At 53.1% G+C, this 15,769-nt stretch carries 16 protein-coding genes; 15 read left to right on the top strand and 1 reads right to left on the bottom strand.

Annotation, left to right across the window (positions count from 1 at the left end):
- The first annotated feature begins 25 nt into the window (after positions 1-25).
- The 14 genes from ACK3CJ_RS18745 to mazG all read left to right on the top strand — a co-directional run bounded on the left by ACK3CJ_RS18745 (position 26) and on the right by mazG (position 13,732).
- The gene (locus tag ACK3CJ_RS18745) at positions 26-874 is read left to right on the top strand and encodes a MucB/RseB C-terminal domain-containing protein (protein ID WP_409523727.1); all 849 of its coding nucleotides are present in this window, start codon (positions 26-28) and stop codon (positions 872-874) included.
- 5 nt (positions 875-879) lie between these two features.
- A complete protein-coding gene (locus ACK3CJ_RS18740; protein WP_409523726.1) occupies positions 880-1,317 on the top strand; it encodes a SoxR reducing system RseC family protein in 438 nt (145 codons plus the stop codon).
- Between the two features lie 35 nt (positions 1,318-1,352).
- Positions 1,353-2,762, top strand: coding sequence for a DegQ family serine endoprotease (locus tag ACK3CJ_RS18735; protein ID WP_409523725.1), 1,410 nt, complete (start codon positions 1,353-1,355; stop codon positions 2,760-2,762).
- Positions 2,763-2,962: 200 nt separating this feature from the next.
- Positions 2,963-4,753, top strand: a complete 1,791-nt coding sequence (gene lepA / locus ACK3CJ_RS18730) for a translation elongation factor 4 (protein WP_409526620.1) — start codon at positions 2,963-2,965, stop codon at positions 4,751-4,753.
- Between the two features lie 7 nt (positions 4,754-4,760).
- Positions 4,761-5,570 (top strand): signal peptidase I, encoded by an 810-nt coding sequence (gene lepB, locus ACK3CJ_RS18725; RefSeq protein WP_409523724.1) that lies wholly within the window; start codon positions 4,761-4,763, stop codon positions 5,568-5,570.
- A gap of 9 nt (positions 5,571-5,579) precedes the next feature.
- The gene (locus ACK3CJ_RS18720; protein WP_409523723.1) at positions 5,580-5,960 is read left to right on the top strand and encodes a DUF4845 domain-containing protein; all 381 of its coding nucleotides are present in this window, start codon (positions 5,580-5,582) and stop codon (positions 5,958-5,960) included.
- Positions 5,957-6,643, top strand: a complete 687-nt coding sequence (rnc, locus tag ACK3CJ_RS18715; RefSeq protein ID WP_409523722.1) for a ribonuclease III — start codon at positions 5,957-5,959, stop codon at positions 6,641-6,643. The genes ACK3CJ_RS18720 and rnc overlap by 4 nt, the downstream gene beginning before the upstream one ends.
- Positions 6,640-7,572: a GTPase Era gene (gene era, locus ACK3CJ_RS18710; RefSeq protein ID WP_409523721.1), complete on the top strand. Its 933-nt coding sequence runs from the start codon at positions 6,640-6,642 to the stop codon at positions 7,570-7,572. The genes rnc and era overlap by 4 nt, the downstream gene beginning before the upstream one ends.
- Complete coding sequence (gene recO, locus ACK3CJ_RS18705) at positions 7,572-8,264, top strand: DNA repair protein RecO (RefSeq protein WP_409523720.1); 693 nt, start codon at positions 7,572-7,574, stop codon at positions 8,262-8,264. Before era ends, recO begins: the two co-directional genes overlap by 1 nt.
- On the top strand, positions 8,264-9,034 hold the full coding sequence (gene pdxJ / locus ACK3CJ_RS18700; protein WP_409526619.1) for a pyridoxine 5'-phosphate synthase: 771 nt from the start codon (positions 8,264-8,266) through the stop codon (positions 9,032-9,034). The genes recO and pdxJ overlap by 1 nt, the downstream gene beginning before the upstream one ends.
- Positions 9,031-9,405, top strand: coding sequence for a holo-ACP synthase (acpS, locus tag ACK3CJ_RS18695; protein ID WP_409523719.1), 375 nt, complete (start codon positions 9,031-9,033; stop codon positions 9,403-9,405). Before pdxJ ends, acpS begins: the two co-directional genes overlap by 4 nt.
- Before the next feature lie 112 nt (positions 9,406-9,517).
- Complete coding sequence (gene cysM, locus ACK3CJ_RS18690; protein ID WP_409523718.1) at positions 9,518-10,417, top strand: cysteine synthase CysM; 900 nt, start codon at positions 9,518-9,520, stop codon at positions 10,415-10,417.
- A 238-nt stretch (positions 10,418-10,655) separates the two neighbouring features.
- Complete coding sequence (relA, locus tag ACK3CJ_RS18685) at positions 10,656-12,929, top strand: GTP diphosphokinase (RefSeq protein ID WP_409523717.1); 2,274 nt, start codon at positions 10,656-10,658, stop codon at positions 12,927-12,929.
- Positions 12,926-13,732: a nucleoside triphosphate pyrophosphohydrolase gene (mazG, locus tag ACK3CJ_RS18680; protein ID WP_409523716.1), complete on the top strand. Its 807-nt coding sequence runs from the start codon at positions 12,926-12,928 to the stop codon at positions 13,730-13,732. Before relA ends, mazG begins: the two co-directional genes overlap by 4 nt.
- 39 nt (positions 13,733-13,771) lie before the next feature.
- On the opposite strand, the gene ACK3CJ_RS18675 is transcribed toward mazG, so the two are convergent.
- Positions 13,772-14,431, bottom strand: coding sequence for an Lrp/AsnC family transcriptional regulator (locus tag ACK3CJ_RS18675; protein ID WP_409523715.1), 660 nt, complete (start codon positions 14,429-14,431; stop codon positions 13,772-13,774).
- 174 nt (positions 14,432-14,605) lie between these two features.
- Between ACK3CJ_RS18675 and ACK3CJ_RS18670 the strand changes: the two genes are divergently transcribed.
- Entirely contained in the window at positions 14,606-15,757 is a 1,152-nt protein-coding gene (locus ACK3CJ_RS18670; protein ID WP_409523714.1) for a glycine cleavage T C-terminal barrel domain-containing protein, read from the top strand.
- The last annotated feature ends 12 nt before the right edge of the window (positions 15,758-15,769 follow it).

Genomic DNA, 15,769 nt, shown 5'->3' with positions numbered 1-15,769 from the left:
TAGAAACGTATTGAGGTAGTGCAGGATGAAAGAGCAAGCTGAATCACTTTCCGCTCTTGTAGATGGTGAAGTGGACGAGTTGGAGTTGCGTCGCCTTTTGTCGCATTCCAGTGAGAATGACATTCTGGCGCAGAAATGGCGTCGATATCATCTTGCCAGTGCAATCATGCATAAGAAAGGGGTAGCCCTGCCCAAAACCGATCTCAGTGCAGCTGTCATGGACAGCATCGCACGTGACGAAGCGCTGTCAGCGAAACCTGCCGCTCGATCTTCAGTCGCTGATCGCCCGTCCGATATCCACTCGGCCAATTACAGTATGTGGAAGTCAGTCGCGAGCATGGCTGTTGCCGCATCAGTGACGGCAGCGATTATTCTGGGCGTCGGCATGTTTGATCAGAATGTAGATACTGGCACTACTGGTGTTGTGTCTAACGTAACCCTGCCGCAGTCTGCCGGAAGCAGCAGTTATGTGCGTACTCGTCTGGGATCGGCGCCAGATCTCACAACCAGTTTGCAGCAGCTTGAGATCATACGTTCTCCTGCCAGTATTAATCGTTATATCGATCAGCATCAGCATCTGACTGCAGATAAAAAAGTAGCTCAATGGCAGCCAGGCTGGTTGCCAGAGGGGTATAGCCATGTGCGTCATGAACTGATCCCGTTCGGCGAAGTGATGGTGTTCTCAAATGGTCAGGATGCCTTCTCCATAAGCATTGAGCAGCTTGGTCGTGAAGGGGTGCCCGAAGGCGTTTCTCAGGCAGGTGGCTATGTAGCACTGGGTAAGGCTCAGTCAGATTACTTTGTTACCGTTGTGGGTAATCTGCCGCTGATGCTGGCTGATCGAGTTGCCTCCTCGGTACAGCTGCTGGATTGATCGGTATGCTGGAAGAAGCTGCGCTGGTAACCCGTGTCAAAGGTGCTGGCATCAGTGTCAAAACAGTGCGTAAAAGTGCCTGTGATTCCTGTCAGTCTGAAGCAGGGTGCGGGCAGAAGCGCATCACTCAGTTGTTGATTCGTGAAGCAACTGATATGTCTATCGATAACCCCGATGGTGTCGAGGTTGAGGTGGGTAATCAAGTGCTGATCGGCCTCAATGAGGGGGCGCTGGTGCGTGCCTCTCTAATTCTCTATCTATTACCACTGGTGACTATGATACTGGCTGTGCTGGTGTCTTCGCAGTTGGTTGAGCATGAACTTCTGCAGGTTCTGGCTGCAGTGGTTGGATTGCTTGCAGGTTTTTTATGTGGGCGGATTTTATCTGCCCGTCTGTTGTCTACAGGTGACTACAGGCCCGTGTTATTGCGGGTTGTTCATTGAATTGTTCATTGAATCGATGGAAAAAAGGTCTGAAGATGAAAAAAATGTCATTTGCTCTTGGGCTGACTTTGCTGATCTTGTTAACGCCGCTGGTTGCATCCGCTGCGCTTCCTGACTTCAAAAGCCTTGTCAGAGAAGCATCTCCTGCGGTTGTCAACATCAGTACCATCCCAAAAACCATCTCCTCCGACAGTGGGCCTGGCAGCCCGTTCGATCAGTTTGATGGTCAGGAAGTGCCCGAAATTTTTCGTCATTTCTTCCGCGGATTTCCTGAAAATGCTCCACGTCAGCAGCGTCCCTCACCACGCTCGCTCGGTTCAGGTTTCATAATATCTGAAGATGGCTACGTGTTGACTAATCATCATGTGATCCAGGATGCCGAAAAAGTTATCGTGCGTCTGAATGATCGTCGCGAACTTGAAGCCGAGGTTGTTGGCTCAGATCCACGCTCAGATGTTGCTCTGCTGAAGCTTGATGCCGTTCAGTTGCCTTATGTACGGATCGGCAGTTCCCGGGATATTGAGGTTGGTGAGTGGGTACTTGCTATCGGCTCGCCCTTTGGCTTTGACTACAGTGTTACCGCGGGAATTGTCAGTGCAACTGAGCGTTCGCTGGCAAATGACAGCTATGTGCCTTTCATCCAGACCGACGTTGCTATCAATCCAGGCAACTCCGGTGGCCCACTGTTTAACCTTGATGGTGAAGTGATCGGTATCAATTCACAGATCTATACTCGCTCAGGCGGTTTTATGGGGCTCTCATTTGCCATTCCGATCGATGTCGCGATGGAAGTTTCAGACCAACTGCGTGATACCGGTACTGTAGCCAGAGGTTGGCTGGGTGTGGTGATCCAGGAGGTCAGTCGTGATCTGGCGGAGTCTTTCGGCCTGGATAAACCTGCAGGTGCCGTCGTGGTTCAGGTGATGCCAGACAGCCCTGCTCAAGGCGCAGGACTGAAAGAGGGTGATGTAATACTCAGTTTTAATGGTAATGACATCTATCTGTCATCCGACTTGCCACACCAGGTCGGCCGGGTGCGTCCCGGTACCGAAGCCAGCGTCGGTATTATTCGAGGTGGCGAACGGATTTCAATTCCTGTGACGATTGGTCTGCTACCGGATCCTGATCAGTTGATTGCTGCAAGTGGTCAGCCTGAGCAGGCGCAGGTAGATGATCTTGGCCTGGTTGTCAGCCCACTGACATCAGAGCAGCAGACGCGCTGGAATGTGCGTGCGGGTGTGGTGGTTGCAGAGGTGCGTGATGGGCCTGCTGCAGCAGCGGGTCTGATGGTCGATGACATCATCACAATGCTGAACGGCGAACGGATAGAAACAGTTGATCAGTTTGATGAGGTGGTTGCGCGCTTGCCTGAGGATAGAGCAGTCCCAATACGGATTGTTCGGCGTGGTAATGCGATGTTCATACCGTTGCGCCCAGGTGGTTGATCACATCTGACCACATCTATAAGTGCGATGACGAAAGAACCAAGAGGGGGCCACCAGGCCCCCTCTTGCGTTACCACGCTTAAAATTGCATCACTCAAGGGCTCAGTAGATAGCTGAAACTGGGCGAATAAGGTAGACTATCGCGCTTGTTGTGGGCATCTTGCTCTGTGGACACTGACTGAGACTAGACTGTGAGTAATCTGGACCATATTCGTAATTTTTCAATCATCGCACATATCGACCATGGTAAATCGACACTGGCTGACCGTTTTATTCAGCAGTGTGATGGCCTGTCCAGTCGCGAAATGTCTGAGCAGGTGCTGGACTCGATGGATATCGAGCGTGAACGTGGAATCACGATCAAGGCCCAGAGTGTTACGCTGCATTATAAAGCGCGTGATGGTAAAACCTATCAGTTGAATTTTATCGATACACCGGGGCATGTTGATTTCTCCTACGAAGTCTCCCGCTCTCTGGCTGCTTGCGAGGGTGCGCTGCTGGTTGTCGATGCGGCACAGGGCGTTGAAGCTCAGTCAGTTGCCAACTGCTACACGGCGATTGAGCAGGGGCTTGAGGTACTGCCGATCTTGAACAAGATCGATCTGCCCCAGGCAGAGCCGGATCGTGTTCGCGCCGAGATAGAAGAAGTGATCGGTATCGATGCGACGGACGCCATCACCTGTTCGGCCAAAACAGGGCTGGGTGTTGAGGATGTTCTGAATGAACTGATTCGCGTCATACCGCCGCCAGTTGGCGATATCGACAAGCCTCTGCAGGCACTGATCATCGACTCCTGGTTTGATAACTATCTGGGTGTCGTGTCGCTGGTGCGCGTCAAGGAAGGTACGCTGCGCAAGAAGGATAAGATTCTGGTGAAATCCACCGGTCAGACCTTCATGGTGGATGAAGTTGGTGTGTTTACACCGAAGCGGCTGCCGACGCCATCACTGAGTGCCGGCGAAGTAGGTTTTATTGTAGCCGGTATCAAGGATATCCATGGCGCACCTGTCGGCGATACGCTGACACTGGCCAAAACGCCTGATGTTGATAGTCTGCCGGGTTTCAAAAAGGTACAGCCGCAGGTCTATGCCGGACTCTTTCCCACCAGCGCCGATGATTATGCTGATTTCCGTGAGGCGCTGGATAAACTGACGCTTAACGATGCATCACTGTTTTTCGAACCTGAAACCTCCGATGCCCTCGGGTTCGGTTTTCGTTGCGGCTTCCTTGGTATGCTGCACATGGAAATTATTCAGGAGCGACTCGAGCGTGAGTATGATCTTGATCTGGTTACTACCGCGCCAACGGTTGTTTACGAGCTGGAGCTCAACAACGGCGAAGTGATTCACATAGACAGCCCATCCAAGCTACCGGATCCAGGCAGTGTCAAACAGATGCGCGAACCGATTGTGTTGGCCAATATTCTGGTACCGCAGGACTATCTGGGTCAGGTTATTGGTCTGTGCGTGGATAAACGCGGTATTCAGAAGAACATGCAGTTTGTCGGTCGACAGGTACAGGTCACCTACGAAATGCCGATGGCTGAAGTGGTACTCGATTTCTTCGATCGCCTGAAATCTGCCAGCCGTGGCTATGCTTCACTGGAGTACCACTTTCAGCGTTTTGAGGCGGCCAACCTGGTCCGTCTGGATATACTGATCAATGGCGAAAAGGTTGATGCATTGGCTGTTATTCTGCATAAGGATAATGCTGCTTACCGTGGTCGACTGCTGTGTGAAAAAATGAAGGAACTGATCCCACGTCAGATGTTTGATGTTGCGATTCAGGCGGCTATCGGTGGTAAGATCATCTCACGTACAACCGTCAAGGCACTGCGCAAGAACGTGTTGGCAAAATGCTATGGTGGTGACGTCAGTCGTAAGAAAAAACTGCTCTCCAAGCAAAAGGAGGGTAAAAAACGGATGAAACAGGTCGGGCGTGTCGAGATCCCACAGGATGCCTTCCTGGCTGTTCTGAAAGTAGATAACTGAGGCTTCAATGGACTTTGACTTCGCACTGATTCTGGTACTGGCTACGTTTATTTCCGGCTTGCTCTGGTTGATCGATACATTGATGCTCGCGCCGGGCAGGCGCCGTAAGCTCGCAGAGGTGAAAGCTGAACGTGGCGAGTTGCCTGACGAGGCCATGACGGCAATATTGCGTCAGCCGGGTTGGGCCGATACAGCTAGATCACTGTTTCCGGTACTGGCTGTTGTGTTGGTGCTGCGCTCATTTCTCTACGAACCTTTTCAGATCCCATCGGGTTCGATGTTGCCGACACTGGAGGTCGGTGACTTCATTCTGGTCAATAAATTCCACTATGGCTTGCGTCTGCCAGTTCTGAATAAGCGGTTTGTGGAGATAAATGATCCTGAAAGAGGCGATGTGGCCGTTTTCCGCTATCCTAAACAGCCCTCTATTAACTATATTAAGAGAGTGATCGGCTTGCCGGGCGACACCGTGACCTATCATGATAAAGTCATGTACATCAACGGTGAAGAGATCAACCTTGAGTTGATTGCAAGGCTGCCGCCGAATAATCCCGAGGTGCTGTTGCTGCGTGAGACACTCGGCGATGTTGCACATCAGGTTTATCAAGACCTGGGTCGGGCATCAATGAGCGGACAATGGGTTGTCCCGGAGGGGCATTACTTCTTTGTCGGCGATAACAGGGATAATAGCAATGACAGCCGTTACTGGGGATTTGTTTCTGAAGATCTGTTAGTCGGAAAAGCGGTTGCGGTCTGGATGCATTGGGATAACTTCTTCAGTCTGCCAGACTTCAGCATTATTCGTCGAATTCAATAGGAGTGAGTGATGAAAACAGGTCACTATAGATCGCAGCGTGGAGCCACCTTTTTCGGTGTACTGTCAGTTCTGATTGTCGTTGGTATTTTCCTGACGGTTGGTTTCAAACTCTATCCCGCCTACTGGGATCACGCCACAATCAATTCTGTCGTCAAGGCCACAACTGAAGACAACGAAGAGCTGGCCAGAACGCCTGCGCAGATTCGACAGAATATCAACCGCAAATTCTTGATCAATCAGGTATCACTGCCCAGTCAGGATGCTCTGAAAATTACCGATCAGTCGGGTATGGTCAAGTTTGAGCTGATTTACGAGATCAGAGTACCGATGTTTTATAACGTCGATGCCGTGGTTAAATTTGAAGAGATTTACGAAGTTAGAAAGCCTTGATAAAACCTGTATCTGAACTGGCCCGTCGACTGGGCCTCACATTTGCCACCGAGTCCCTGTTTGAGCTGGCACTGACACATCGCAGTTGCGGTAACCGCAATAATGAGCGGTTGGAGTTTCTGGGTGACTCGATTCTCAACTTTGTTATTGCCGATGATCTTTATCAGCGTTTTCCGGGTGCCCGAGAAGGGCAGTTGAGCCGCCTTCGCGCCATGATGGTGAAAGGTGAAACGCTTGCCGAGGTCGCACGCGAACTGAACTTCGGTGATTATCTGCGTCTGGGTTCAGGCGAGATGAAAAGCGGCGGGTTCCGGCGCGATTCGATTCTTGCAGACTCTGTCGAGGCGGTCATCGGTGCCATCTATATGGATGCTGGTCTTGATAAGGCGCGTGAGTATATCCTGCGCTGGTTTGAGGCGCGCCTGAATGCGCTGGACCTTGAAGGCTCAGTCAAGGATTCCAAAACTCGTCTGCAGGAGTTTCTGCAATCCAGACGACTGGAACTGCCCGAATATGAGCTGGTCAGCGTTGACGGTGAAGCACACTCACAGACATTCCATATCCGCTGTCACATTTCACTGCAGCCTTCCCCGACCGAGGGTGTTGGTAACAGTCGACGCCAGGCTGAGCAGGAAGCTGCCCGAGCCATGCTGGTGGCTATCAAACAGGAAGCATCAGCATGACAGACAAGAATGAAGAGTTTGAAGCAGAGCAACCTCAAGTGAGTCGTTGCGGTTACGTGGCGATTATCGGCCGTCCCAATGTCGGCAAATCCACTCTGCTGAATCATATTCTGGGTCAGAAACTGAGTATCACGTCAGACAAACCGCAGACCACGCGTCAGCAGATTCTGGGAATCAAGACTGAAGGTGCTGATCAGGTGATCTATGTTGATACACCTGGCATGCATGATGATGCTCAGGGCAAGGCGCTGAATCGCTTCATGAACAAAGAAGCTTCGCAGGCGCTGCGTCATGTGGATCTGGTGATCTTCCTTGTTGATCGCACCAAGTGGACGGTCGAAGATGATATCGTCCTCAGCAAACTGGAGCATATTCAGTGCCCGGTGATACTGGCTGTGAACAAGGTGGATCAGCTCAAGGATAAGGCGGATCTGCTGCCGAAGCTGGAAGAGTGGTCGGCCAAGCGGGAGTTTACTGCGTTGCTGCCGCTGTCTGCCAAGCGTGGGCATAACGTCCCTGAGCTTGAAGCACTGGTGCACAAGTATCTGCCCGAAGGGCCTCATATGTTTGATGAGGATCAGATCACAGACCGCAGCTCACGTTTTGTCGTTGCAGAGATCGTGCGTGAAAAACTGATGCGTAATCTGGGTGAGGAAGTGCCTTATGGCCTCACGGTCGAGATCGAAGAATTTTCGCAGACCAGCCAGTTGCTGACCATCAGTGCACTGATTCTGGTTGAGCGTGAAGGCCAGAAGCGAATTGTCATCGGTGACAAGGGCGCCGGTCTCAAAACCATCGGGCGCGATGCGCGGCTGGATATAGAGCGCATGTTCGAATCCAAGGTGATGCTGAATCTCTGGGTCAAGGTGCGTCGTGGCTGGTCGGATGACGAGCGTGCGCTACGCAGTCTGGGCTACAGGCATGAGTGATGCGCCAGCGCGTTGAGCTGACGGCAGCCTTTGTGCTGCATGGAAGACCCTATCGGGAAACCAGTATGCTGGTGGATTTCTTCACACTGGAGTATGGCCGTATCACGGCGGTTGCCAAGGGCGTTCGCCGTGCTGGCTCTCGTCGTCGCTTCCTTCTCCAGCCCTTTCAGCCGATGCAGATCAGCTGGTCGGGGCGGCATGAGCTCAAATCACTGAGTCAGTCAGAATTGGCTATGGCCACAACACCCCTGCAGGGAAATGCGCTGCTGTGCGGACTCTATGTTAACGAGCTGCTGCAGCGACTGCTGCAACCGGAAGACCCCCACCCCCGGCTCTATCTCTTTTATACCTATGTGCTGAACCAGCTCGCATCCGGCGATGATATCGAATCGGCGCTGCGCCTGTTTGAGCGTCAGCTACTCGAAGAGCTGGGCTATGAGCTGGCCTTGAACAGGTGCGAAGCGGGCGCCTTCTATCGCTTTGATCCTGATCAGGGTCTGATAGAATCAACGTCTGGTGAGCGGCAGATCTATCCGGGACATTGTCTGCAGGCGATTTCCCGTGACGAATATGAGCAGGCAGATGTGCGGCGCTGTGCCAAACATCTGATGCGTGAAGCGTTGACGGTGCTGTTGGGTGATCGCCCATTGCAAAGCCGTGCGCTATTCCAATCCTCAAGGAGAACAACGTGATCGATCCAAATCGTCTGTTACTGGGTGTGAACATAGATCACATCGCCACACTGCGTCAGGCGCGTGGAACGCGTTATCCAGATCCGGTTCAGGCCGCTCTGATGGCAGAAGAGGCGGGGGCCGATGGTATTACTGTTCATCTGCGCGAAGATCGCCGCCATATCCAGGAGCGTGATATTCGTATTCTGGCTCAGGTGCTGCAGACACGCATGAATCTCGAGATTGCGATTACCGACGAGATGCTGGCATTTGCACTGGAGATTGAACCTGCACATGTCTGTCTGGTACCTGAAAAACGTGAAGAGCTGACGACCGAAGGCGGGTTGGACGTGGCAGGACATGAGGCGCAGATCCTGCAGGTATGTGAAACACTCGGTGCGGCCGGTAGCGAAGTCTCTCTGTTTATCGACCCCGACTCTTTCCAGATTGATGCTGCCGTGCGTTGCGGAGCGCCTGCCATTGAACTGCACACAGGGGCTTTTGCGGACGCTCATACCCTGGCAGAGGCGCAGGCTGAATTGGCTCGTATCAAGACTGCTGCAGCCTACGCCTGGAAGCAGGGGCTGATAGTGAATGCCGGCCATGGTTTGCATTATCACAATGTCGAAGCGATTGCCGAGATCCCCGAAATCAATGAGTTGAACATCGGCCATGCGATTATTGCCCGGGCGCTGTTCACCGGCTTGCGTCAGGCGGTCGAAGAGATGCAGCAACTGATGCAGGCGACACAGCAGCGGGTGCAAGCGCAGCGGGATCAGTTGCGCGCATGATTCTTGGTCTTGGCCTCGACATTCTTCAGATCGCTCGCATCGAACAGGCGCTGACCCGCACGCCGCGACTGGCTCAGCGCATTCTGACGCAGAAGGAGTATGATCTCTTTCTGCAGCAGACGGATCAGCCGCGATTTCTGGCTAAAAGATTTGCCGCGAAAGAAGCAGCTGTCAAAGCCCTGGGAACAGGTATCGGTCATGGCGTCGGCTGGCAACAGCTGAGTATCAGCCATGATGATCTGGGCAAGCCAAGTCTGACGGTGACAGGTCATGCGGCAGAGATTGCGCAGCAGAAGGGAATAAGCCACTGGCATCTCTCCTACAGTGATGAGCGTGACCTGGTGGCAGCAACCGTGATTGCAGAAGGATGAACCAGCTTGAGCCGTTGGGGTCTCACTGGTATTATTTCCGACTAATTTACTAGGGATTAGCTTTGGTGGCTGAAAAACCCCGGTATCCATACACAGGTTTTTGGAATTAATTATGCAAATTCAATACCCTACGATAGCCGATTGCGTTGGAAACACTCCTCTGGTTCGTTTGCAGCGAATCCCGGTAGCCAACAATAATACGGTGCTGTGTAAGCTTGAGGGTAACAATCCGGCAGGTTCCGTCAAGGATCGTCCGGCGCTGAGCATGATTACGCTGGCCGAAGAGCGCGGCGACATCAAACCGGGCGATACGCTGATAGAAGCAACATCTGGCAACACAGGTATTGCACTGGCGATGGCGGCTGCGATCAAGGGCTACCCTCTTAAGCTGATCATGCCGGCCAATATGAGTGCCGAACGCAAAGCCGCGATGACCGCTTATGGCGCTGAGCTGATTGAAGTCAGTCAGGCAGAAGGGATGGAGCGTGCACGCGATCTGGCGCTGGAGATGCAAGCCGAAGGCAAAGGACGCGTGCTGGATCAGTTCTCCAACCCGGATAATCCAGAGGCCCATTACCGCGGTACAGGGCCAGAGCTCTGGCAGCAGACGTCCGGTCAGATCACTCACTTTGTCAGCTCCATGGGCACTACCGGCACCATCATGGGTGTGTCTCGCTATCTGAAGGAGCAAAACCCGGATATCTGCATCGTGGGCCTGCAGCCTGCCGAAGGATCTCAGATTCCCGGTATCCGGCGCTGGCCAGAAGCTTATCTGCCACGGATTTATCAGAGCTTTCGTGTCGATAAAGTGCTGGATATTTCTCAGCAGGAAGCTGAGCAGACAATGCGTCAACTGGCGCAGATGGAAGGTATCTTTGCAGGCGTTTCCTCAGGCGGCTCGGTCGCCGGTGCATTGAGGCTGGCACAAGAGGTTGAAAACGCCACGATCGTCTGCATTATCTGTGATCGAGGGGATCGCTATCTCTCCACAGGTGTTTTTAATCCGGCCTGATTGAAGAGCCCCATAGTGGGCTCATTCAGTTACCAGGGAAGGTCATAATAAAATGAACTCATTAGCTCCACTGTGTCAGAACAGCTAAAATTACCACACCTGCGATGAATACCTGTCGCAGATGAGCGGATATACGTTTCCCATCGAACCGGAACTTTTTGGGAATAGACGTGAGTCCGGAAATGGCTGACAATTTCGACCCAGTGGCTGATGAGGTATCAGGAGTTGCGCGTTTAACATGGTCAAAGTACGTGAAGAGCAGTCGGTACGTGAAGACGGCAGCATCGATCTCGATCTATGGTTGCAGCAGATCAGGCAACATGTACAGATAGAGAATCCCGAGCAGCTGCTGGCTGCATGTGAACTGGCCAGATATGCTCAGGACACGACCGTCACCGAAGGTGACGTCTGGGCTCAGGGGGTCGGGAGTTTTCTGACCGGCCTTGAGATGGCTCAGATACTGGCAGAACTGCAGCAGGATCAGGAGACGCTGGTTGCTGCGGTGCTGTACCGTGCCGTGCGTGAACACAGGTTGCAACTGGCCGATATTCGCAAGCGCTTCGGTGACGAGATATCCGGCCTGATCAGCGGCGTGTTGCAGATGGCTGCGATCGGAACGCGCAAGAACCCACGCAGCGAAAGCGGTGTGCTGGGCGACAGTGGCGGCCAGGTGGATAACCTGCGCAAGATGCTGGTGGCAATGATCGACGACGTGCGCGTTGCACTGATCAAGATCGCCGAGCGTACCTGTGCCATCCGTAGCGTCAAGGATGGGTCACGCAAGAAGCGCTATCTGGTCGCTCGCGAAGTTTTCGATATCTATGCCCCACTGGCTCATCGCCTGGGGATAGGCCATATCAAATGGGAGCTGGAGGACCTGTCCTTCCGCTACCTCAAGCCGAACGCTTACAAGCATATCGCGCAACTGCTGGATGAAAAGCGCCTGGATCGCCAGCGCTTTATCAATGAAGTGGTGAGCATGCTGACACAACGCCTTGGCGATGCCTCCATCGCTGGTGATGTGGAAGGGCGCGCCAAGCATATCTACAGCATCTGGCGGAAGATGCAGCGTAAGAACATCGAGTTCAATCAGGTCTATGATGTGCGGGCGGTGCGCGTGCTGGTGCCCGAAATCCGCGACTGCTACACAGTGCTGGGTATTGTGCATGGACTCTGGCGCAACATCCCTAACGAGTTTGATGACTACATTGCATCTCCCAAGCCCAATGGTTATCGGTCACTGCATACCGCGGTGTTTGGCCCCGAAGGCAAGGTGCTGGAGATTCAGATTCGTACCTTCAACATGCATGAAGAGGCCGAACTGGGTGTCTGTGCTCACCATCTCTACAAGGGTACCGATCTGCGGGCCCGCAAAGATGGTTATGAAGAGAAGATCGCCTGGCTGCGACAGGTACTCGAATGGCATGAAGATCTCGGCGAGAGCGAAGGGCTGCAGGATATTCTGCGTGGCGATGTGGTACAGGATCGCGTGTATGTGTTCACGCCCGATGGTCATGTCATAGATCTGCCGGCGGGTGCCACGCCAGTCGATTTTGCCTATCGCGTACATACCGAAGTGGGTCATCGCTGCCGTGGTGCCAAGGTCAACGGCCGTATCGTACAGCTCAACTATCAGCTGAAAACCGGTGATCAGGTCGAGATCATGACTCTGGCCGAAGAGCGCCCGCGGCGTGACTGGCTCAACATCAACCTGGGCTTTGTCACCACCTCAAGAGCCAGGGCCAAAGTGGCGCACTGGTTTAAGCTGCAGGCTAAGGATCAGAATGCCGAAGCGGGTCAGGATATGGTGGAGCGTGAGTTCCGTCGCCTGGCGCTGGAGCTGCAGGCGGTCGATTTCAAGAAGGTCGCGCTTGCCACCAACTACCGTAATGTCGAGGATATGTATGCCGCGGTAGGTGCGGGTGATCTGCGTGTCTCTCAGATCATTCACGAGGCGCAGCAGCAGTTCGAGCCCGAGATCACGCATCACGACGAGCAGCTTGATCTGGCGTTGACCAGCACACGCAGCTCCGAGCGGCGGGTATCGAAAGATGGCGTCAGAATTCAGGGTGTCGGCAATCTGCTCACCGTGATGGCTACCTGCTGTAAGCCGGTACCTGGCGATCCGATAGTCGGCTTTATCACTCAGGGGCGTGGCGTATCGATACACCACGAAGCCTGCAGCAACCTGCTGGCGCTGCGTGAGAGCGAGCCGCGTCGTATCGTTGAAGTGGACTGGGATGAAGCAGGCGAAACCACCTATCCTGTGGATATCATCATTGAAGCCTATGACCGCTCGGGTCTGCTGCGCGACGTGATGATGATTCTCGCCAATGAGAAATTCAACATCCTGGCCGCCAATACCCTGACCGACAAGCAGAGCAATATTGCGCGTCTGTCGATGACGGTCGAGATCGCACGGCTCGATATGCTGGGCCGCCTGCTGGACAAGATCAATCAGCTGCCGAACGTGATTGATGTCCGTCGTGAACGTAACGGGAGCCGGTTTTGAGCTACACACTGGACGACCTGCTGTATCTGATGCAACGCCTCCGGGATCCAAAGGATGGCTGCCCCTGGGATCTGGAGCAGACCTTCGACACGATTGTGCCGCATACGCTGGAAGAGGTGTATGAAGTGGTGGATACGATCGAGCGGCGCGACTGGACCCACCTGCAGGATGAGCTGGGTGACCTGCTGTTTCAGGTGGTGTTTTATGCACGGCTGGCGCAGGAGGAGAAGCGTTTCGATTTTGCTCAGATCATCGATCAATTGGTCAGCAAACTGCTCAGACGGCATCCGCATGTGTTCCCTGATGGTCAACTGCATGGTGTTCGGCCCACAGAGGTGGTGGATCAGCGGCAGGTTAACCAGAACTGGGAAAGCATCAAGCAGAACGAGCGCCAGGCCAAATCAAGAGATCGCGTGCTGGACGAAATCCCTCAGGCGCTGCCGGCGCTGAATCGTGCACTCAAGCTGCAAAAGCGTGCCGCGCAGGTGGGCTTCGACTGGGACGAAGCAGACAAAGTGCTGGACAAGATTGAGGAGGAGTTGGCTGAACTGAGGCAGGCGATCCGCGAACAGGATCATGAGGCTGTGCGTGATGAGATGGGTGATATGCTCTTTGCACAGGTTAACTTGTGTCGTCACCTGTCGGTCGAGCCCGAACAGGCGCTGCGTGGTACCAATGCCAAGTTCGAAAGACGCTTTCGCCATGTCGAGGATCAGGTGAATGCGTCTGGTCGTCCCTGGCAGGCGTTCACGCTGGACGAACTCGACCAGTTCTGGAATCAGGCCAAGAAGATAGGGCTTTGATTTCGCAGCACTCTGGATCGTGATGGGTGCAGGGCAATATTAAACGCCAGATTCTTTCTTTTTATCCATTAACTTCAACAGATTAATGGGCGTGGATTTGATGTTTCTGGTCACAACGTAAATGTAATAGCGCTCAATGCCTATCTCTTTTGAGAGTAATTCTTCGATCAGGGTTTGAAATTCCTGCAGGCTATGGGTGATGACTTTCATCACATAGTCTGACCCGCCACCTGTTGCGCTGCACTCCACGATTTCATCGATACTCTGAATACACTTTTCAAATCGCTCGAAATCAGATCTGTTGTGGGTCTTCAGTGAAACCGTAACAAAAACCCTGGTCAGATCGAGCATTCTATCGATGGCAATTTCTCCGCGATAGCCAGTGATCAGGCCGGACTTTTTGAGTTTTTCCAGTCGAAGCCAGCAGGGTGTCGGCGACAGGTTAACCAGTTCTGACAATCTGGTTTTACTGATTTGTCCGTGCTGCTGCACAGCGCTCAAAATTCGGACATCCACTGCGTCCAGTAGCATTTTTTTCATGTTTTCATGAGCTCGGTTTGCCAATACATTCGCATAGCATAAGCAGTATGAGGGCAGCATACATTCATATCTATTTGCACACCAGCCAGCCTGCCGCTGATGTCGCTTCCGGTAATGTTGATCAGGGCCTCTCAGCGCTATTTTCCCTGTTCGTTTCAACACTAGTCCAAACGGACTAAAGGATGCCTGAAACAAGTCTGATTGTCAGCTTCAGAGGCCTTTGTTTAGGCCTCCCTATTGGCGTAATTCTCATATCATTTTCTCAGTTAAAACGCTTTCTGTGGTGTGTCATCTCACCCACTGGGCGTGGTCTTACAACATGAGGGTTGGGAAATGAGTAAGCAGACACAAAAACAAGAATTTGGCTTTGGTACACAGATACGGAAATCACCGTATTTCGATGCGACCGTGCGCTGGGGTGCGAAAGGCTTCTCGGTATATAACCACATGTATATCCCGCGCGACTTCGGTGATCCCGAGCAGAACTTCTGGAATCTGGTGAACAACGCCATCCTGTGCGATGTCGCGGTTGAGCGCCAGGTGGAGATCACCGGTCCCGACGCGGCAAAATTTGCTCAGATGCTGACGCCACGAGATCTGTCCAAGTGCGCGGTAGGGCAGTGTAAATATGTCCTGATCACCAATGCCGAGGGTGGAATACTGAACGACCCCATTCTGCTTCGGCTGGAAGAAAATCGCTTCTGGATCTCTCTGGCTGACAGCGATATTTTGCTGTGGGCGCAAGGCGTTGCTGTTCATTCCGGTCTGGATGTCACCATCCGCGAGCCGGATGTGTCACCGCTTCAGTTGCAGGGCCCTCAATCCGGAAAAATCATGCAGGCACTGTTCGGCGACAGCATCAACGAGCTGCGCTATTACTGGCTGCGCGAGTATGACCTGGATGGTATCCCGCTGATCGTATCCCGGACCGGTTGGTCAAGTGAGCTTGGCTATGAGCTCTATCTGCTGGATGGCTCGAAGGGTGATGAACTGTGGGAAAAGATCATGGCAGCTGGTGCTCCGTTCGGTCTTCAGCCGGGCCACACCTCAACTATTCGCCGTATTGAAGGTGGCATGCTGTCCTACCATGCGGATATGGATATCAACACCAATCCCTATGAGCTGGGTCTGGATCGTCTGGTCGAGCTGGATATGGAGGCCGACTTCATCGGAAAGCCTGCACTGAAGCGGATTCGTGAAGAAGGTGTGTCGCGCAAGCAGGTTGGTCTGGTGATCGATGGTCCAGCTCTGTCAGGGCCCAACTCCAGATTCTGGGCACTGGAAAAAAATGGCATGCAGGTTGGCAAGGTGACCTCTGCCGTGTTTTCTCCGCGTCTTGAGCAGAATATTGCGCTGGCGATGGTCGGTGTCGAATTTGCTGCGCCTGGCACCAGCTTTGACGTCGAGACACCAAGTGGAATGACAACAGCCACTGTTGTCGAGAAGCCTTTCTTTGATCCCAACAAGAAGATCGCGGCAACCTGATCTCAGTCAACA

It is taken from the genome of Nitrincola salilacus (assembly GCF_046271865.1).
Lineage (GTDB): Bacteria > Pseudomonadota > Gammaproteobacteria > Pseudomonadales > Balneatricaceae > Nitrincola > Nitrincola salilacus.
The sequence above is the reverse complement of the archived record's forward strand: the minus strand, read 5'-3'. Positions and strand labels throughout refer to the sequence as shown.

Excerpts from the sequence above, each read along its gene's own strand:
- ACK3CJ_RS18745 (WP_409523727.1), top strand. The coding sequence starts at position 26 with ATGAAAGAGCAAGCTGAATCACTTTCCGCTCTTGTAGATGGTGAAGTG.
- ACK3CJ_RS18740 (WP_409523726.1), top strand. The coding sequence starts at position 880 with ATGCTGGAAGAAGCTGCGCTGGTAACCCGTGTCAAAGGTGCTGGCATC.
- ACK3CJ_RS18735 (WP_409523725.1), top strand. The coding sequence starts at position 1,353 with ATGAAAAAAATGTCATTTGCTCTTGGGCTGACTTTGCTGATCTTGTTA.
- lepB (WP_409523724.1), top strand. The coding sequence starts at position 4,761 with ATGGACTTTGACTTCGCACTGATTCTGGTACTGGCTACGTTTATTTCC.
- ACK3CJ_RS18720 (WP_409523723.1), top strand. The coding sequence starts at position 5,580 with ATGAAAACAGGTCACTATAGATCGCAGCGTGGAGCCACCTTTTTCGGT.
- era (WP_409523721.1), top strand. The coding sequence starts at position 6,640 with ATGACAGACAAGAATGAAGAGTTTGAAGCAGAGCAACCTCAAGTGAGT.
- recO (WP_409523720.1), top strand. The coding sequence starts at position 7,572 with ATGCGCCAGCGCGTTGAGCTGACGGCAGCCTTTGTGCTGCATGGAAGA.
- acpS (WP_409523719.1), top strand. The coding sequence starts at position 9,031 with ATGATTCTTGGTCTTGGCCTCGACATTCTTCAGATCGCTCGCATCGAA.
- cysM (WP_409523718.1), top strand. The coding sequence starts at position 9,518 with ATGCAAATTCAATACCCTACGATAGCCGATTGCGTTGGAAACACTCCT.
- relA (WP_409523717.1), top strand. The coding sequence starts at position 10,656 with ATGGTCAAAGTACGTGAAGAGCAGTCGGTACGTGAAGACGGCAGCATC.
- ACK3CJ_RS18670 (WP_409523714.1), top strand. The coding sequence starts at position 14,606 with ATGAGTAAGCAGACACAAAAACAAGAATTTGGCTTTGGTACACAGATA.